Source organism: Pseudomonas sp. P7758 (assembly GCF_013386485.1).
GTDB lineage: Bacteria > Pseudomonadota > Gammaproteobacteria > Pseudomonadales > Pseudomonadaceae > Aquipseudomonas.
Window position 1 is genome coordinate 1 of the sequence record NZ_JACARS010000035.1, and the last position, 18,286, is coordinate 18,286.

The following is an 18,286-nucleotide window of genomic DNA, read 5'->3' on the forward strand; positions in this document are numbered from 1 at the left end:
GCAAGCCCGCTCCCACATTTGACCGAGTACATCCCTTGGAATGCGGTCGAGTGTGGGAGCGGGCTTGCTCGCGAAAGCGGTCTTAAGCCTTGCGCACCCGCAAGCAACGCCACAAGGCTACGACCATGAACAGGCTCACCACCGCCCAACCCCACGCCTGCTGGTTCATCAACCCTTCACGGAACAACTGCGGCGCAATACCGGCACCGATGATGAACGCCAGCAATGCAATCTCCCGCCGCAGCCCGCTCACCGGACGCACCAGGTACACCAGCGCCGGCAGCACCAGCGCGGCACTCGGGAAGCTGCGGTAACGCGGGTCAAATACCAGCGCCAGCATCATGACCGCACCGGCAAACCCGGCGATTGCCACCAGCCAGCCAGCGCGCTGCTCCAGCCAGTTGAAGGCGCGTTCGCGCCAACCTTCTCGCGTACTCAACGCCAGGGCGGCGTGAGCCAGTACCGCAAGGTTCAAGGCCACCAGCAATCCAGCCCACACCCACTCATCCGTGAAGCGCGCGGTGACCCGGTTCAACTCGGCCCAGGTGCCGATCGAGCAGGCCGCCACGGCGCCCAGCAATGGCAACAACAACGCAGCCCGGGTCGTGCGCACGCGGCCACCCAGCAGCAGCGTGCCCAGCAGGATGATCCCGCCAACCCCCAGCCACAGCGGCCAGTACGGCACATTGGTCACCGGGCCGGCGAGCACGCCCTTGTCCTGGCGATCCGCATCAAACAGGCCCCAGTAACCCCCCACCGCCCCTTCACTGGCGCGTTTCCACGGCTGGTCAAAGGCTTCGATCAGGTTGTAGTGCCAGCCATTGGCTTCGGCCATGGCCACGAACCCGCGCATGAATTTCGCTTCGTTGACCCGGCTCGGCACCGCCGTTTCCCGCTGGCGGCCTTCGCTCGGCCAGCCGGTCTCGCCGATCATCACGTCCTTGGGGGCGAACTTGTTGCCGAAGGTCTGGCGCACATCGCCCACGTGCTTGAGCGCCTGGTCGATGCCCGAGGGGTCATCTTCCCAGTACGGCAGCAGGTGGATGGTCAGGAAGTCCACGGCCGGGGCGATTTCCGGGTGTTGCAGCCAGAACTCCCACACATCGGCATAGGTGACCGGTTGCTTGATATGGTCCTTGACGTGATGGATCAACTTGACCAACTGCCCGGCGGTGACTTCCTTGCGCAGCAGGGTTTCGTTGCCGACGATCACCGAGGTGACGACGTCGGGGTTGGCATTGGCCGAAGCGATCAGTGCCTCGACTTCCTTGGCGGTGGCCACCGGATCACTGCTGACCCATGCGCCGCTCATCAGCTTCAGGCCGTGTTTGCGCGCCAGTGCCGGCAAGTCTTCAAGGCCGGTCTGGGAGTAGGTGCGAATGCATTCGAAACGGGTGGCCAGCAACGCCAGGTCGGCGTCCATGCGCTCGGGGCGCAGTTTGAACGGCTGGTCGAACGGCGACTGGTCTTTGTCGAAGGGCGTGTAGGACGCACATTGCAGCTTGTGGCTGGCGCTGGCCACGTCCGGCAGCACCACCGGTTGGCCAAGGCCGTACCAATAGCCGCCGAGGGCCAGCACACCGAGGATCAGGGCAAATAAATAGGGCAGGAGCGGGAAACGTGCAGTCGCGGGCATGATCAGGCCGTCTGGGGGCAAAGGCGCGCATCTTACCCGGATTTGAGCCGTCCCAGTGGGGCCGCATAATTTTGACATGCAAAGTTCGGGCGGGATCGTCGGTGAATGTCCTACAAATCATCCTGCTGGCGATGTGATGTCGTTTCTTGCTTACCTGAGGTCGCAGTCAGAGCAGGTCGCTTGTGGCAGCAGGTTGATGATCGAAGTGTCAGCCCTCCACTGATGAGGCACCCACGTGATCGATGCGCGTGAAGGGGGCGCGGTGCACCACATAACAACAGGTTGACGTCGCTCGGCATCCGCCGGGCGCAGCACTTTCGGGGAAGCACTATGAAGATGCGACGACTCTTGGGCGCAGCTGCCACTCTGGTAGTTGCGATGAGCTCCACACTAGCCAGCGCCGACAGCAAAACCCTGAGCATCGGCTATGTGGATGGCTGGTCGGACAGTGTCGCCACCACCCACGTGGCGGCAGAAGTGATCAAGCAAAAGCTCGGTTATGACGTGAAACTGCAAGCGGTCGCCACCGGGATCATGTGGCAAGGCGTGGCCACCGGCAAACTCGACGCCATGCTCTCCGCCTGGTTGCCGGTGACCCACGGTGAATACTGGGCCAAGAACAAGGACAAGGTGGTCGACTACGGCCCCAACTTCAAGGACGCCAAGATCGGCCTGATCGTGCCTGAGTACGTGAAAGCCAAATCCATCGAAGACCTCAAGACCGACACCACCTTCAAGAACAAGATCGTGGGTATCGACGCCGGTTCAGGTGTGATGCTCAAGACCGACGAAGCAATCAAGGCCTATGGCCTGGACTACAAGCTGCAAGCCAGCTCGGGCGCGGCGATGATCGCCGAGTTGACCCGTGCCGAAGACAAACAGGAATCCATTGCGGTCACCGGCTGGGTGCCACACTGGATGTTCGCCAAGTGGAAACTGCGTTTCCTGGACGACCCAAAAGGAATTTATGGTGCTGCTGAGACCGTCAACAGCATCGGCAGCAAAGGCCTGGAAAAGAAAGCCCCGGAAGTCGTGGCGTTCCTGAAGAAATTCCAGTGGGCCTCCAAGGATGAAATCGGCGAAGTCATGCTGGCGATCCAAGAGGGCGCCAAGCCTGAAGCGGCGGCCAAGGACTGGGTGGCCAAGCACCCTGAGCGCGTCGCCGAGTGGACTGCTAAGTAAGTCTCTTGTGGGCGCTGGCTTGCCTGCGATGCAGACGCCTCGGTGCACATGATGTATCGAGGTGATCCCATCGCGGGCAGCCCGGCTCCCACATTATTTCGCCCCCGCAATTATTCCTGCACCTTCAATATCCCTCGCTACACTCCTTCTACTACTAAGGTCGTCTGGAACCTGTTCCTCAGCCGCATACAGTGGATATGTTCCAATAATAAAAAGCTGTGCTGCGAGGATAAAAACAATGAACGACAGCATTTACCTCTCGATTCAAAACAGCCCGCGTTTCAAGGAGCTGGTTAGTAAAAGGGAAAGATTCGCCTGGATTCTCTCGGCAATCATGCTTGGGCTTTACTCCGCTTTCATTCTTCTGATTGCCTATGGGCCGCAAATACTGGGGGCCAAGATCAGCCCCGGTTCGTCCATTACGTGGGGGATCCCGATCGGGGTCGGGCTGATTGTGTCGGCCTTCGTCCTCACCGGCATCTATGTACGACGCGCCAACGGCGAATTCGACGACTTGAACAATGCGATTCTCAAGGAGGCTGCGCAATGATCCGTCGTCTATTGGCTGTACTCGGCGCTTCGGCCTTTGCACCTGCCGTTTGGGCGGCCGATGCACTGACCGGCGAAGTGCATAAACAACCGCTGAATATCGCAGCGATCCTGATGTTCGTGGCCTTCGTCGGCGCGACCTTGTGCATCACCTACTGGGCGTCCAAGCGCAACAAGTCGGCGGCCGACTACTATGCGGCCGGCGGCAAGATCACCGGGTTCCAGAACGGTCTGGCGATTGCCGGTGACTACATGTCGGCAGCCTCCTTCCTGGGAATTTCCGCGCTGGTGTTCACCTCCGGCTACGACGGCCTGATCTACTCGATCGGCTTCCTGGTGGGCTGGCCGATCATTCTGTTCCTGATCGCCGAGCGCCTGCGTAACCTGGGCAAATACACCTTTGCCGACGTGGCGTCCTATCGCCTGGGGCAAACCCAGATCCGCAGCCTGTCGGCCTGTGGCTCTTTGGTGGTGGTGGCGTTCTACCTGATCGCGCAGATGGTAGGCGCGGGCAAGCTGATCCAGCTGCTGTTCGGCCTGGATTATCACGTCGCGGTGATTCTGGTAGGCATCCTGATGTGCCTCTATGTGTTGTTCGGCGGCATGCTGGCGACCACCTGGGTGCAGATCATCAAGGCAGTGCTGTTGCTGTCCGGTGCCTCGTTCATGGCGCTGATGGTGATGAAACACGTCAACTTCGACTTCAACATGCTGTTTGCCGAGGCGATCAAGGTTCACCCTAAAGGTGAAGCGATCATGAGCCCGGGCGGTCTGGTGAAAGACCCGATTTCGGCGTTCTCCCTCGGCCTGGCACTGATGTTCGGTACCGCCGGCCTGCCGCACATCCTGATGCGCTTCTTCACTGTGAGTGACGCAAAGGAAGCTCGCAAGAGCGTGCTGTATGCCACTGGCTTCATCGGCTACTTCTATATCCTGACCTTCATCATCGGCTTCGGCGCGATCCTGCTGGTCAGCACCAACCCGGCGTTCAAGGATGCTGCAGGTGCCTTGCTCGGCGGTAACAACATGGCGGCGGTGCACCTGGCCAACGCGGTGGGCGGCAGTATCTTCCTGGGCTTCATCTCGGCCGTGGCGTTTGCCACCATCCTGGCAGTGGTTGCCGGTTTGACCCTCGCGGGTGCTTCGGCGGTGTCCCATGACCTGTACGCCAGCGTGATCAAGAAAGGCAAGGCCAACGAGAAGGATGAGATTCGCGTATCGAAGATCACCACCATCGCCCTGGCAGTACTGGCGATTGGCTTGGGCATCCTGTTTGAAAGCCAGAACATCGCGTTCATGGTGGGCCTGGCGTTCTCCATTGCGGCCAGCTGTAACTTCCCGGTGCTGCTGCTTTCCATGTACTGGAAAAACCTCACCACCCGCGGTGCGATGATTGGTGGCTGGCTGGGCTTGATCAGTGCCGTTGGCCTGATGATCCTCGGCCCAACCATCTGGGTCTCGATCCTGCACCATGAGAAGGCGATTTTCCCTTACGAGTACCCGGCGCTGTTCTCGATGATCATTGCGTTCATCGGCATCTGGTTCTTCTCCATCACCGACAAGTCGGCGGCGGCAGAGAAGGAACGTGCGCTGTACTTCCCGCAGTTTGTGCGTTCGCAGACTGGCCTGGGGGCGAGTGGGGCGGTTAGCCACTAAGCCCGTAACAGTTACAAAAAAATGCCCCGGTCGTGAGATCGGGGCTTTTTTTTGCCTTTATTGGTAACAGATACGACAAAACTGTTTCTCAAATCCGGCACAAATAAAAACGGCCTCCCTATCAAAGGAGGCCGTTTTCGGTGTAGCCAAGTAGCGATCAGCTTACTTGCGGTCTTCCAGCTTGGTGATGTCACGCGACTCGTAGCCAGTGTACAGCTGGCGCGGACGGCCAATCTTGTACGGGCTGGAGAGCATTTCTTTCCAGTGGGAGATCCAGCCCACGGTCCGCGCCAGGGCGAAGATCACGGTGAACATGCTGGTTGGAATGCCGATCGCCTTGAGGATGATCCCCGAGTAGAAGTCGACGTTCGGGTACAGCGAGCGCTCGATGAAGTACGGGTCGGTCAGGGCGATCTCTTCCAGGCGCATGGCGAGTTCGAGTTGCGGATCGTTCTTGATGCCCAGTTCCTTCAACACTTCGTCGCAGGTCTTCTTCATTACGGTGGCGCGCGGGTCGCGGTTCTTGTAGACCCGGTGACCGAAGCCCATCAACTTGAACGGATCGTTCTTGTCCTTGGCCTTGGCGATGAACTTGTCGATGTTCGAGACATCGCCGATTTCATCGAGCATGGTCAATACGGCTTCGTTCGCACCGCCGTGGGCAGGGCCCCACAGTGCGGCGATACCGGCGGCGATACAGGCGAACGGGTTGGCGCCCGAGGAGCCCGCCAGGCGCACGGTAGAGGTCGAGGCGTTCTGTTCGTGGTCGGCGTGGAGGATGAAGATCTTGTCCATCGCGGCGGCCAGCACCGGGCTGATCGGTTTGATCTCGCACGGGGTGTTGAACATCATGTGCAGGAAGTTTTCCGCGTACGTCAGGTCGTTGCGCGGGTACATCATGGGTTGACCCATGGAGTACTTGTAAACCATTGCGGCCAGGGTCGGCATCTTGGCAACCAGGCGGATCGCGGAGATTTCGCGATGCTGCGGGTTATTGATGTCCAGGGAGTCGTGATAGAAGGCCGACAGGGCGCCGACTACGCCGCACATGACGGCCATCGGGTGGGCGTCGCGACGGAAGCCGTTGAAGAAGGTCTTCAACTGCTCGTGAACCATGGTGTGGTTCTTCACGGTGCTGACAAACTGGGCCTTTTGCTCAGCTGTTGGCAATTCGCCATTAAGCAGCAGGTAGCAGGTTTCCAGGTAGTCCGACTGTTCAGCAAGCTGTTCGATCGGGTAGCCGCGGTGCAGCAAGATACCGTTATCACCGTCGATATAGGTGATCTTCGACTCGCATGAGGCGGTCGACATGAAGCCTGGGTCGAATGTAAAACGGCCCGTGGCCGTCAGGCCCCGTACGTCGATAACATCGGGACCAACGGTGCCGGTTAAAATGGGCAGCTCGACGGGGGCTGCGCCCTCGATGATCAACTGCGCTTTTTTGTCAGCCATGTGGCCTCCTATTTATGCTTCAAATCATCAGACAGACCCCCCACGCAGGGCCCGCACCACTATAGTGAGATAAATTCAGATGTCAATTTGCCTAAAGTCTTGCTCCAGAAGGCTTTAACCGTACTTTTTCCTCGAAATTACCTGCCATTTACGCCTTTTATGCCGCCAGCGCAATGCGCTATTAGGGTGAGGAGTGCGCGTTGTCATTAGTTGCCTAACTGTCTATACTCGGCCTCCGACCGCCAGGGGCTTTTGGGCCCGTTTTGATGGGGGTCGCACTCCCTGGGTGGTGGTTACCTGACCAGTGCACTCCCCAACAACTTTGCCCTGATTGTTAGGGGCTCTTCAGTGTGAAAAAAAGCCGTGAATAGCCAACGACCTGTAAACCTAGACCTAAGGACCATCAAACTCCCCATCACCGGCGTAACGTCGTTCCTGCACCGTGTATCCGGCATCATCCTGTTTCTTGGCCTGGGCATCATGCTTTATGCATTGAGCAAATCCCTGGGTTCGGAAGAAGGGTACGCCGAGGTGAAGGCATGCTTGACCAGTCCGCTGGCCAAATTCGTCGCCTGGGGCCTCCTGTCCGCTCTGCTTTATCACCTTGTGGCCGGTATTCGCCACTTGATCATGGACATGGGTATCGGTGAGACGCTGGAAGGCGGCAAGCTGGGCTCGAAAATCGTCATCGCCATTTCCGTGGTGCTGATCGTTCTGGCGGGAGTTTGGATATGGTAACCAGCGTTACGAACCTGTCGCGTTCGGGCCTCTATGACTGGATGGCGCAACGTGTGTCTGCGGTTGTTCTCGCGGCTTATTTCATCTTCCTGATCGGGTACCTCGCGGCGAACCCTGGCATTGGCTACGCCCAATGGCACGGCCTGTTCGCTCACAACGGGATGCGCATCTTCAGTCTGCTGGCCCTTGTAGCCCTGGGCGCTCACGCCTGGGTTGGCATGTGGACCATCGCGACCGACTACCTGACGCCGATGGCGCTGGGCAAGTCCGCGACAGCAGTACGGTTTCTCTTCCAGGCAGTATGCGGCGTCGCGATGTTCGCTTACTTCGTCTGGGGTGTGCAGATTCTTTGGGGTATCTGATTCATGGCTAACACAGTTAATACGCTTTCATTCGACGCCATCATCATTGGCGGCGGCGGTGCCGGCATGCGCGCTGCGCTGCAACTGGCCCAGGGCGGTCACAAGACTGCCGTGATCACCAAGGTGTTCCCGACCCGTTCCCACACCGTTTCGGCCCAGGGTGGCATCACGTGCGCCATCGCCTCCGCCGATCCAAACGATGACTGGCGCTGGCACATGTACGATACCGTCAAGGGTTCCGACTATATCGGTGACCAGGACGCTATCGAATACATGTGCTCCGTAGGCCCGGAAGCGGTCTTCGAGCTGGAACACATGGGTCTGCCGTTCTCCCGTACCGAACAGGGTCGCATCTACCAGCGTCCGTTCGGCGGTCAGTCGAAAGACTTCGGTAAGGGTGGCCAGGCCGCTCGTACCTGTGCCGCAGCCGACCGTACCGGTCACGCGCTGTTGCACACCCTGTACCAGGCCAACCTGAAGGCCGGCACCGTATTCCTCAACGAATACTACGGCGTCGACCTGGTGAAGAACGAAGACGGTGCCTTTGTAGGCATGATCGTTATCTGCATCGAAACCGGCGAAACCTCTTACGTGCGGGCTAACGCCACCGTATTGGCGACCGGCGGTGCAGGCCGTATCTACTCTTCGACTACCAATGCCCTGATCAACACCGGTGACGGTATCGGCATGGCCCTGCGTGCAGGCGTCCCGGTACAAGACATCGAAATGTGGCAGTTCCACCCGACCGGCATCGCCGGCGCCGGTGTACTGGTTACAGAAGGTTGCCGTGGTGAAGGTGGTTACCTGATCAACAAGAACGGCGAGCGCTTCATGGAGCGTTATGCTCCGAACGCCAAAGACCTTGCCGGTCGTGACGTTGTAGCCCGTTCCATGGTTAAAGAGATCATCGCCGGTAACGGCTGTGGTCCCGATGGCGACCACGTGATGCTGAAGCTCGATCACCTCGGTGAAGAAGTGCTGCACAGCCGTCTGCCAGGCATCATGGAGCTGTCCAAGACCTTTGCCCACGTTGACCCGGCTGTTGCGCCGATCCCGGTTGTTCCAACTTGCCACTATATGATGGGCGGCGTTGCCACCAACATTCATGGCCAGGCGATCACCCAGGACGCCGACGGCGTTGACCAGATCATCCCTGGTCTGTTCGCGGTAGGTGAAGTGGCGTGCGTATCGGTTCACGGTGCCAACCGCCTGGGTGGTAACTCGCTGCTCGACCTGGTGGTATTCGGTCGCGCCGCCGGCCTGTTCCTGGAACAGACCCTGAAGGAAGGCGTTGATTACGCGCGTCCACGCCAGTCCGACATCGACGCTGCCCTGGCACGTCTGGATGGCCTGAACTCGCGTACCGATGGCGAAGACGTTGCCTCCCTGCGCAAAGAACTGCAAAGCTGCATGCAGAACTACTTCGGTGTGTTCCGTACCGGCGAATACATGCAGAAAGGTATCGCCCAGCTGGCTGACCTGCGTACGCGCATCGCCAACGTCAAGATCAACGACAAGAGCCAGGCGTTCAACACCGCTCGAATCGAAGCCCTTGAGCTGCAAAACCTGCTGGAAGTGGCTGAAGCGACTGCGATCGCCGCCGAGGTTCGTAAAGAATCCCGTGGTGCTCACGCTCGTGAAGACTATGAAGACCGCGACGACGAAAACTGGTTGTGCCACACCCTGTACTTCCCGGGTGACAAGCGCGTAACCAAGCGTGCCGTGAACTTCTCGCCGAAGACGGTTCCGACGTTTGAACCGAAGATTCGGACTTACTAAGGGTGGCTGCCATGTTGAAAGTCAGTGTTTATCGCTACAACCCTGATCAGGACGCTGCGCCGTTCATGCAGGAATTCCAGGTCGATACCGGTGGTAAGGACCTGATGGTGCTGGACGTGCTGGCCCTGGTTAAAGAGCAGGACGAGGGTTTCTCCTATCGTCGCTCTTGCCGTGAAGGTGTCTGCGGCTCCGACGGCATGAACATCAACGGCAAGAACGGCCTGGCGTGCATCACGCCGCTGTCTTCCGTGGTGAAAGGCAACAAGTTGGTTGTTCGTCCGCTGCCAGGTTTGCCGGTTATCCGTGACCTGGTCGTCGATATGAGCATCTTCTACAAGCAATACGAGAAGGTTAAGCCATTCCTGCAGAACGACACGCCGGCTCCGGCCATCGAGCGTCTGCAGACTCCGGAAGAGCGCGAGAAGCTGGACGGTCTGTACGAGTGCATCCTGTGCGCTTGCTGCTCGACTTCCTGCCCGTCCTTCTGGTGGAACCCCGACAAGTTCCTGGGCCCAGCTGCCCTGCTGCAAGCGTACCGCTTCCTGGCAGACAGCCGTGACACCAAGACTGCCGAGCGTCTGGCTTCGCTGGATGACCCGTTCAGCGTATTCCGCTGCCGCGGGATCATGAACTGCGTCAACGTATGTCCCAAAGGCCTGAACCCGACTAAGGCCATTGGTCACGTACGTAGCATGCTGCTGCAAAGCGGCGTGTAACCGACGTTGTAGTAAAAGCAGGACCGTTGTGCCCGTAGATGCTACGGCGCAGGCTTCAACCGGCGCCGTAGTTTTAACTTGAGCAGCGACTTACAAAGACGCGGCTCTTATTTTGAAGAAATGAGACAAGCAGGGGCATTCGGGTTGGTACCCGAACTATCAGCGTGATCCTAAGTGGCTTGTTTTGGTCGCTGCACTTGGCCTTTTGCAAGCAAACTCGGTGTTTTCGCCGGTGGTGTCCCCAAATCGAGGGTGACCAAGCATGCAAGAAAGCGTGATGCAGCGCATGTGGAACAGCGGCTATCTTTCAGGTGGTAACGCTGCCTATGTGGAAGAGCTTTATGAGCTCTACCTGCACGACCCTAACGCTGTGCCAGAAGAATGGCGCACCAAATTTCAGACGTTGTCTTCAGACGGCAACGCTGCCACCGATGTATCGCACGCAACAATTCGCGATCAGTTCGTGCTGCTGGCAAAGAACCAGCGCCGCGCCCAGCCGGTTTCTGCCGCAAGCGTGAGCAGTGAGCACGAGAAGAAGCAAGTTGAAGTACTGCGACTGATCCAGGCCTACCGTATGCGTGGCCACCAGGCAGCCCAGCTTGACCCGCTGGGGCTGTGGCAGCGTCCTGCACCTGCAGACCTGTCGATCAATCATTACGGCTTGACCAATGCCGATCTTGATACGACCTTCCGTGCCGGCGACCTGTTCATCGGCAAAGAGGAAGCGAGCCTACGCGAAATTCACGAAGCGTTGCAGCAGACATATTGCCGCACCATCGGTGCCGAATTTACGCACATCACTGATTCCGAGCAGCGCCACTGGTTCCAGCACCGCCTTGAAGGCGTGCGTGGTCGCCCGGTGCTGTCTGCGGACGTCAAGAGCCACTTGCTCGAGCGCGTCACTGCAGCGGAAGGCCTGGAAAAATACCTGGGCACCAAATACCCGGGCACCAAGCGTTTCGGCCTGGAAGGCGGCGAAAGCCTGATCCCGATGCTCGACGAGCTGATCCAACGTTCCGGTTCCTACGGCACCAAGGAAATCGTGATCGGCATGGCCCACCGTGGCCGCTTGAACGTGCTGGTCAACACCTTCGGCAAGAACCCGCGCGAGCTGTTCGACGAGTTCGAAGGCAAGAAGAAGGTCGAGCTGGGTTCCGGTGACGTTAAATATCACCAGGGCTTCTCGTCCAACGTAATGACCACCGGCGGTGAAGTTCACCTGGCCATGGCGTTCAACCCATCCCACCTGGAGATCGTTTCTCCAGTGGTCGAGGGGTCGGTACGTGCGCGCCAGGATCGTCGTAACGATTCCACCGGTGAGAAGGTCCTGCCGATTTCCATCCACGGTGACGCGGCATTCGCCGGTCAGGGCGTGGTCCTGGAAACCTTCCAGATGTCGCAGACTCGCGGCTTCAAGACCGGCGGTACCGTTCACATCGTCATCAACAACCAGGTAGGCTTCACCATCAGCAACCCGCTGGACGCACGCTCTACCGAGTACGCGACCGACGTTGCCAAGATGATCCAGGCGCCGATCCTCCATGTGAATGGTGATGATCCGGAAGCCGTGTTGTTCGTGACCCAGTTGGCCATCGATTACCGCATGCAGTTCAAGCGTGACGTGGTCATCGACCTGGTCTGCTACCGTCGTCGCGGTCACAACGAAGCGGATGAGCCTAGCGGCACCCAACCGTTGATGTACCAGCAAATCACCAAGCAGCGCACCACCCGTGAGCTGTATGCCGATAGCCTGATCAAGGCCGGCGTGGTGGACGATGCACGTGTTCAGGCGAAGATCGATGAATACCGCAACGCGCTGGACAACGGCCTGCATGTCGTGAAAAGCCTGGTCAAGGAGCCGAACAAAGAGTTGTTCGTTGACTGGCGTCCGTACCTGGGCCACGCCTGGACTGCGCGTCACGACACCTCGTTCGATCTGAAGACCCTGCAGGAACTGTCGGCCAAGCTGCTGGAAATTCCAGATGGCTTCGTCGTACAGCGCCAGGTTGCGAAGATCTACGAAGACCGTCAGAAGATGCAAGCCGGCGGCCTGCCGATCAACTGGGGTTACGCTGAAACCATGGCGTACGCGACCCTGGCGTTCGAAGGTCACCCGATCCGCATGACTGGCCAGGACATCGGCCGCGGTACGTTCTCGCACCGTCACGCTGTGTTGCACAACCAGAAAGACGCGGGCACCTACATCCCGTTGCAGAACCTGTACGAAGGCCAGCCACGTTTCGACCTGTACGATTCGTTCCTGTCCGAAGAAGCCGTACTGGCGTTCGAATACGGTTACTCGACCACCACGCCTCAGGCGCTGGTGATCTGGGAAGCCCAGTTCGGCGACTTCGCCAACGGTGCCCAGGTGGTTATCGACCAGTTCATCACCAGCGGCGAGCACAAGTGGGGCCGTCTGTGCGGTCTGACCATGCTGCTGCCACACGGTTATGAAGGTCAGGGTCCGGAGCACTCCTCGGCCCGTCTGGAGCGTTACCTGCAATTGTGCGCCGAGCACAACATCCAGGTGTGCGTGCCGACTACCCCGGCCCAGATCTACCACTTGCTGCGTCGCCAGGTGATCCGCCCGCTGCGCAAGCCGCTGGTAGTGCTGACGCCGAAATCGCTGCTGCGTCATAAATTGGCCATCTCGACCCTGGAAGATCTGGCGGATGGTTCGTTCCAGACCGTTATTTCAGAAATCGACACCCTCGACGCGGCCAAGGTCACTCGCCTGATCCTGTGCAGCGGCAAGGTTTACTACGATTTGCTGGAAAAACGCCGTGCCGAAGGCCGCGAAGACATCGCCATCGTGCGGATCGAGCAGCTTTACCCGTTCCCGGAAGACGACCTGATGGAGGCCATCGCGCCTTACACCAACCTCACCAATGTGGTGTGGTGTCAGGAAGAACCGATGAACCAGGGCGCGTGGTACAGCAGCCAGCATCATCTGCGTCGCAGCATCGGCAATCACAAACAGGCACTGGGCCTGGAGTACGCCGGTCGTGATGCTTCTGCTGCACCTGCGTGTGGTTATGCGTCGATGCACGCCGAGCAGCAGGAAAAACTGCTGCAAGATGCTTTCACTGTTTAACGCCTTCGCGCTGACTGAAACCGAATTTTAAGGACCCACAGATAATGGCTATCGAAATCAAAGCCCCGTCATTCCCGGAATCGGTTGCCGATGGCACCGTTGCCACCTGGCACAAGAAACCAGGCGAGGCCGTCAAGCGTGACGACCTGATCGTCGACATCGAAACCGACAAGGTCGTGCTCGAAGTGTTGGCTGAAGCTGACGGCGTGCTGGGCGCAATCGTTGCCGAAGAAGGCGCTACCGTCCTGTCGAATCAGGTACTGGGCTCGATCGAAGAGGGCGGTGCTGCTGCCGCTGCTCCTGCTCCTGCCGCCGCTGCGGCACCGGCTGCTGCCGCAGCTCCAGCTGCTGCACCGGCTGCGGGTGGCGAAGATCCAATCGCTGCACCGGCTGCGCGTCAGCTGGCTGACGAAAACGGCATCAACCTGGCGTCCATCAAGGGCACCGGCAAAGATGGCCGTGTGACCAAGGAAGACGTGGTTGCCGCCGTTGAAGCCAAGAAAAACGCTCCAGCTGCTGCGCCTGCCAAGGCTGCTGCCCCGGCTGCCGCTGCTCCTGTGTTCGCCGCTGGCGACCGCACCGAGAAGCGCGTACCGATGACCCGCGTGCGTGCCACCGTGGCCAAGCGCCTGGTTGAAGCACAGTCGAACATGGCGATGCTGACTACTTTCAACGAAGTCGACATGACCGAAGTCATGGCCCTGCGTTCGAAGTACAAGGACCTGTTCGAGAAGTCCCACAACGGCGTACGCCTGGGCTTCATGTCGTTCTTCGTGAAAGCGGCCACCGAAGCGCTGAAACGCTTCCCGGCAGTCAACGCTTCCATCGACGGCGGCGACATCGTTTACCACGGTTATGCTGACGTCGGCGTTGCCGTCTCCAGCGACCGTGGCCTGGTGGTACCGGTTCTGCGTAACGCCGAGCTGATGAGCCTGGCTGAAATCGAAGGCGGCATCGCCAACTTCGGCAAGAAGGCCCGTGACGGCAAACTGACCATCGACGAGATGACCGGTGGTACCTTCACCATCACCAACGGTGGTACTTTCGGTTCGATGATGTCGACTCCGATCGTCAACCCGCCACAAGCTGCGATCCTGGGCATGCACAACATTCTGCAGCGTCCTATGGCGATCAACGGCCAAGTGGTTATCCGCCCGATGATGTACCTGGCGCTTTCGTACGATCACCGCCTGATCGATGGTAAAGAAGCCGTGACTTTCCTGGTGACCATCAAGAACCTGCTGGAAGACCCGGCTCGTCTGCTGCTGGATATCTGATAAAGCGGCGGTGCGCCGTACCACCCGGTCTGCCGCGAGGCAGGCCGGAGTGCGGCTCACGGCTTGAAGCTTTTAGCTAAAGAGGATTTTTTTTCATGTCGCAGAAATTTGACGTTGTAGTGATTGGCGCAGGCCCTGGCGGCTACGTTGCCGCCATCAAGGCCGCACAACTGGGCCTCTCGACTGCTTGCATCGAAAAATACACCGACAAGGAAGGCAAACTGGCGCTGGGCGGTACTTGCCTGAACGTTGGCTGCATTCCTTCCAAGGCGCTGCTGGACAGCTCCTGGAAATTCCACGAAGCGCAAGACGGTTTTGCCATCCACGGCATCAACCACGCTGGCGTGACCATGGACGTGCCAGCGATGGTCGGCCGCAAGGCCAACATCGTTAAAGGCCTGACTTCCGGCGTTGCTACCCTGTTCAAGGCCAACGGCGTTACTTCCCTGCAAGGCCACGGCAAACTGCTGGCCGGCAAGAAAGTTGAAATCACCAAGCCTGACGGTTCGACCGAAATCATCGAAGCCGAGAACGTGATCCTGGCTCCAGGTTCGCGTCCAATCGACATTCCACCGGCTCCGGTCGACCAGAACGTGATCGTTGATTCGACCGGCGCCCTGGAATTCCAGGCGGTTCCAAAACGTCTGGGCGTGATCGGCGCTGGCGTGATCGGCCTGGAACTGGGTTCGGTCTGGTCCCGCCTGGGTTCCGAAGTGACCGTGCTGGAAGCCCTGGACACGTTCCTGCTGGCTGCCGACACCGCAGTGTCCAAAGAAGCGCTGAAAACCCTGACCAAACAAGGTCTGGACATCAAGCTGGGCGCTCGTGTTACCGGTTCCAAGGTTAACGGCGAAGAAGTTGTCGTGACCTACACCGACAAGGATGGCGAACAGACCATCACTTTCGACAAGCTGATCGTAGCCGTTGGTCGCCGTCCGGTGACCACTGACCTGCTGGCTTCCGACAGCGGCGTGAACATCGACGAGCGTGGTTTCATCCACGTTGACGATCACTGCGCTACCACCGTGCCGGGCGTCTACGCCATTGGCGACGTGGTTCGCGGCATGATGCTGGCGCACAAGGCTTCCGAAGAAGGCATCATGGTTGTCGAGCGCATCAAGGGTCACAAGACCCAGATGAACTACGACCTGATCCCGTCGGTTATCTACACCCACCCGGAAATTGCATGGGTCGGCAAGAACGAACAGCAGTTGAAAGCTGAAGGCGTTGAAGTTAACGTCGGCACCTTCCCGTTTGCCGCTTCTGGCCGTGCCATGGCAGCCAACGACACCGGTGGTTTTGTCAAAGTCATCGCTGATGCCAAGACTGACCGCGTATTGGGCGTCCACGTGATCGGCCCAGGCGCAGCAGAACTGGTTCAGCAAGGCGCAATCGGTATGGAATTCGGCACCAGCGCCGAAGACATCGGCATGATGGTTTTCTCCCATCCGACCCTGTCCGAAGCGCTGCACGAAGCCGCGTTGGCAGTGAATGGCCATGCCATCCACATCGCCAACAAGAAGAAGCGCTAAGCGAGATAATAAGAAACCACGGCGGTTGCCCGTCGTGAGCCTTGTGCGCAAGACTCACCGCGGAATATCCGCTGGACGCAGTCTTGCGCAGTTTCACCACCCAGGGTTCAGGCCTTTGGTGGTTTGACTGTGCAAGCAGCAGTCACAGGTGGCGCGGCACTCAATAAAGAGCGCAGCGCCGAATGCGCAGTACCTAACGAAGACGGTAATAAGCATGAATCTTCACGAGTATCAGGGTAAGCAGCTGTTCGCTGAATACGGCCTGCCAGTATCCAAGGGTTACGCAGTAGACACCCCGGAAGCAGCAGCAGAAGCTTGCGACAAAATCGGCGGCACCGAGTGGGTTGTCAAAGCCCAGGTCCACGCTGGTGGTCGCGGTAAAGCGGGCGGCGTTAAGCTGGTTCGCAGCAAAGAAGACGCCAAAGCCTTCGCTCAGCAGTGGCTGGGCAAGCGTCTGGTGACTTACCAGACTGATGCCAATGGCCAGCCAGTCACCAAGATCCTGGTTGAATCGTGCACTGATATCGCTAAAGAGCTGTACCTGGGCGCTGTCGTTGACCGTTCGAGCCGTCGCATCGTGTTCATGGCCTCCACCGAAGGTGGCGTGGACATTGAGAAGATCGCTGAAGAAACCCCAGAAAAAATTCTGAAAGCCACTATCGATCCACTGGTTGGCGCTCAGCCATTCCAGGGTCGCGAGCTGGCATTCCAGTTGGGTCTGGAAGGCAAGCAAGTTGCCCAGTTCGCCAAGATCTTCGTAGGTCTGGCCAAACTGTTCCAGGATCACGATCTGGCCCTGCTGGAAGTGAACCCGCTGGTGATCAAGGCTGACGGCGATCTGCATTGCCTCGATGCCAAGATCAACATCGACGCCAACGCCATGTACCGTCAGCCTAAGCTGAAGACTTTCCACGATCCGTCGCAAGACGATCCGCGCGAAGCGCACGCTGCCAAGTTCGAACTGAACTACGTAGCCCTGGAAGGTAACATCGGTTGCATGGTCAACGGTGCTGGCCTGGCCATGGGTACCATGGACATCGTCAACCTGCATGGCGGCAAACCAGCCAACTTCCTCGACGTAGGCGGCGGTGCCACCAAAGAACGCGTTACCGAAGCGTTCAAGATCATCCTGTCCGACTCCAACGTCGCTGCAGTACTGGTCAACATCTTCGGCGGCATCGTTCGTTGCGACATGATTGCCGAAGGCATCATCGGTGCAGTGAAAGAAGTCGGCGTTAAAATCCCGGTTGTTGTGCGCCTTGAAGGTAACAACGCTGAACTGGGCGCTAAAGTACTGGCAGAAAGCGGTTTGAACATCATCGCTGCTACCAGCCTGACCGACGCTGCTCAACAAGTTGTCAAAGCTGCGGAGGGCAAATAATGAGCGTCCTGATCAATAAAGACACCAAGGTTATCTGCCAGGGTATTACCGGTTCCCAAGGTAGTTTCCACACCCAGCAAGCCATCGAATACGGCACCAAGATGGTGGGTGGCGTTACTCCTGGTAAAGGCGGCACCGAGCACCTGGGCCTGCCAGTGTTCAACACCGTGAAAGATGCTGTAGCTGCCACTGGCGCCACCGCCAGCGTGATCTACGTTCCAGCTCCTTTCTGCAAGGACTCCATCCTGGAAGCAGCATTCGGCGGCATCAAGCTGATCGTTTGCATCACCGAAGGCATTCCTACCCTGGACATGCTGGACGCTAAAGTTAAGTGCGACGAGCTGGGCGTAGTCCTGATCGGCCCTAACTGCCCAGGCGTGATCACTCCAGGCGAATGCAAGATCGGCATCATGCCAGGTCACATTCACTTGCCAGGTAAAGTCGGTATCGTTTCCCGTTCCGGCACCCTGACCTACGAAGCTGTCAAGCAGACTACTGACGCCGGTTTCGGTCAGTCGACTTGCGTCGGCATCGGCGGTGACCCGATCCCAGGCTCGAACTTCATCGACATCCTGAAGCTGTTCCAGGAAGACCCGAAGACCGAAGCGATCGTAATGATCGGTGAGATCGGCGGTTCGGCTGAAGAAGAAGCGGCTGCCTACATCAAGGCACACGTGACCAAGCCGGTTGTTTCCTACATCGCTGGTGTGACTGCCCCTGCTGGCAAGCGCATGGGCCATGCGGGCGCAATCATCTCTGGCGGCAAGGGTACTGCAGACGAGAAGTTTGCTGCCCTGGAAGACGCAGGCGTTAAAACCGTGCGTTCGCTGGCAGACATCGGCAAGGCTTTGTCCGAGCTGACCGGTTGGGCTGTCAAGTAAGCCTCGCGCTTAACTGACGCTTCACCCCACAAAGGCCACCTTCGGGTGGCC

14 protein-coding genes are annotated in these 18,286 nt (G+C 58.7%); 12 read left to right on the plus strand and 2 right to left on the minus strand.

Annotated elements, in window-relative coordinates; translation table 11 throughout:
• Positions 1–82: 82 nt before the first annotated feature.
• A complete protein-coding gene (locus tag HX873_RS08905) occupies positions 83–1,636 on the minus strand; it encodes a glycosyl hydrolase family 17 protein (protein WP_177122592.1) in 1,554 nt (517 codons plus the stop codon).
• Between the two features lie 330 nt (positions 1,637–1,966).
• Here HX873_RS08905 and HX873_RS08910 point away from each other — a divergent pair, with 330 nt between their 5' ends.
• The 3 genes from HX873_RS08910 to HX873_RS08920 all read left to right on the plus strand — a co-directional run bounded on the left by HX873_RS08910 (position 1,967) and on the right by HX873_RS08920 (position 5,023).
• Entirely contained in the window at positions 1,967–2,818 is an 852-nt protein-coding gene (locus tag HX873_RS08910) for a glycine betaine ABC transporter substrate-binding protein (RefSeq protein ID WP_008433997.1), read from the plus strand.
• A 238-nt stretch (positions 2,819–3,056) separates the two neighbouring features.
• A complete protein-coding gene (locus tag HX873_RS08915; RefSeq protein WP_003210577.1) occupies positions 3,057–3,368 on the plus strand; it encodes a DUF485 domain-containing protein in 312 nt (103 codons plus the stop codon).
• Positions 3,365–5,023, plus strand: a complete 1,659-nt coding sequence (locus HX873_RS08920; protein WP_003210576.1) for a cation acetate symporter — start codon at positions 3,365–3,367, stop codon at positions 5,021–5,023. The genes HX873_RS08915 and HX873_RS08920 overlap by 4 nt, the downstream gene beginning before the upstream one ends.
• Positions 5,024–5,185: 162 nt before the next feature.
• Here HX873_RS08920 and gltA read toward each other — a convergent pair whose 3' ends face one another.
• The gene (gene gltA, locus HX873_RS08925; protein WP_003210575.1) at positions 5,186–6,475 is read right to left on the minus strand and encodes a citrate synthase; all 1,290 of its coding nucleotides are present in this window, start codon (positions 6,473–6,475) and stop codon (positions 5,186–5,188) included.
• Between the two features lie 363 nt (positions 6,476–6,838).
• On the opposite strand from gltA, the gene sdhC reads away from it, so the two are divergent.
• The 9 genes from sdhC to sucD all read left to right on the plus strand — a co-directional run bounded on the left by sdhC (position 6,839) and on the right by sucD (position 18,235).
• The gene (gene sdhC / locus HX873_RS08930; protein ID WP_008433998.1) at positions 6,839–7,213 is read left to right on the plus strand and encodes a succinate dehydrogenase, cytochrome b556 subunit; all 375 of its coding nucleotides are present in this window, start codon (positions 6,839–6,841) and stop codon (positions 7,211–7,213) included.
• Positions 7,207–7,575, plus strand: coding sequence for a succinate dehydrogenase, hydrophobic membrane anchor protein (sdhD, locus tag HX873_RS08935; protein ID WP_003210573.1), 369 nt, complete (start codon positions 7,207–7,209; stop codon positions 7,573–7,575). The genes sdhC and sdhD overlap by 7 nt, the downstream gene beginning before the upstream one ends.
• A 3-nt stretch (positions 7,576–7,578) precedes the next feature.
• Positions 7,579–9,354 carry a succinate dehydrogenase flavoprotein subunit gene (gene sdhA / locus HX873_RS08940; RefSeq protein ID WP_003210572.1) on the plus strand — a complete coding sequence of 592 codons (1,776 nt, stop codon included), beginning with the start codon at positions 7,579–7,581 and terminating at the stop codon, positions 9,352–9,354.
• A gap of 11 nt (positions 9,355–9,365) precedes the next feature.
• Positions 9,366–10,070, plus strand: coding sequence for a succinate dehydrogenase iron-sulfur subunit (locus HX873_RS08945; RefSeq protein WP_003210571.1), 705 nt, complete (start codon positions 9,366–9,368; stop codon positions 10,068–10,070).
• A 262-nt stretch (positions 10,071–10,332) separates the two neighbouring features.
• The gene (locus HX873_RS08950; protein WP_003210570.1) at positions 10,333–13,164 is read left to right on the plus strand and encodes a 2-oxoglutarate dehydrogenase E1 component; all 2,832 of its coding nucleotides are present in this window, start codon (positions 10,333–10,335) and stop codon (positions 13,162–13,164) included.
• Positions 13,165–13,208: 44 nt separating this feature from the next.
• Positions 13,209–14,441, plus strand: coding sequence for a 2-oxoglutarate dehydrogenase complex dihydrolipoyllysine-residue succinyltransferase (odhB, locus tag HX873_RS08955; protein ID WP_008434003.1), 1,233 nt, complete (start codon positions 13,209–13,211; stop codon positions 14,439–14,441).
• A 95-nt stretch (positions 14,442–14,536) separates the two neighbouring features.
• On the plus strand, positions 14,537–15,973 hold the full coding sequence (gene lpdA / locus HX873_RS08960) for a dihydrolipoyl dehydrogenase (protein WP_003210568.1): 1,437 nt from the start codon (positions 14,537–14,539) through the stop codon (positions 15,971–15,973).
• Positions 15,974–16,187: 214 nt separating this feature from the next.
• Positions 16,188–17,354: an ADP-forming succinate--CoA ligase subunit beta gene (gene sucC, locus HX873_RS08965; protein WP_003210567.1), complete on the plus strand. Its 1,167-nt coding sequence runs from the start codon at positions 16,188–16,190 to the stop codon at positions 17,352–17,354.
• Positions 17,354–18,235, plus strand: a complete 882-nt coding sequence (gene sucD / locus HX873_RS08970; RefSeq protein WP_003210566.1) for a succinate--CoA ligase subunit alpha — start codon at positions 17,354–17,356, stop codon at positions 18,233–18,235. The genes sucC and sucD overlap by 1 nt, the downstream gene beginning before the upstream one ends.
• Positions 18,236–18,286: the final 51 nt, after the last annotated feature.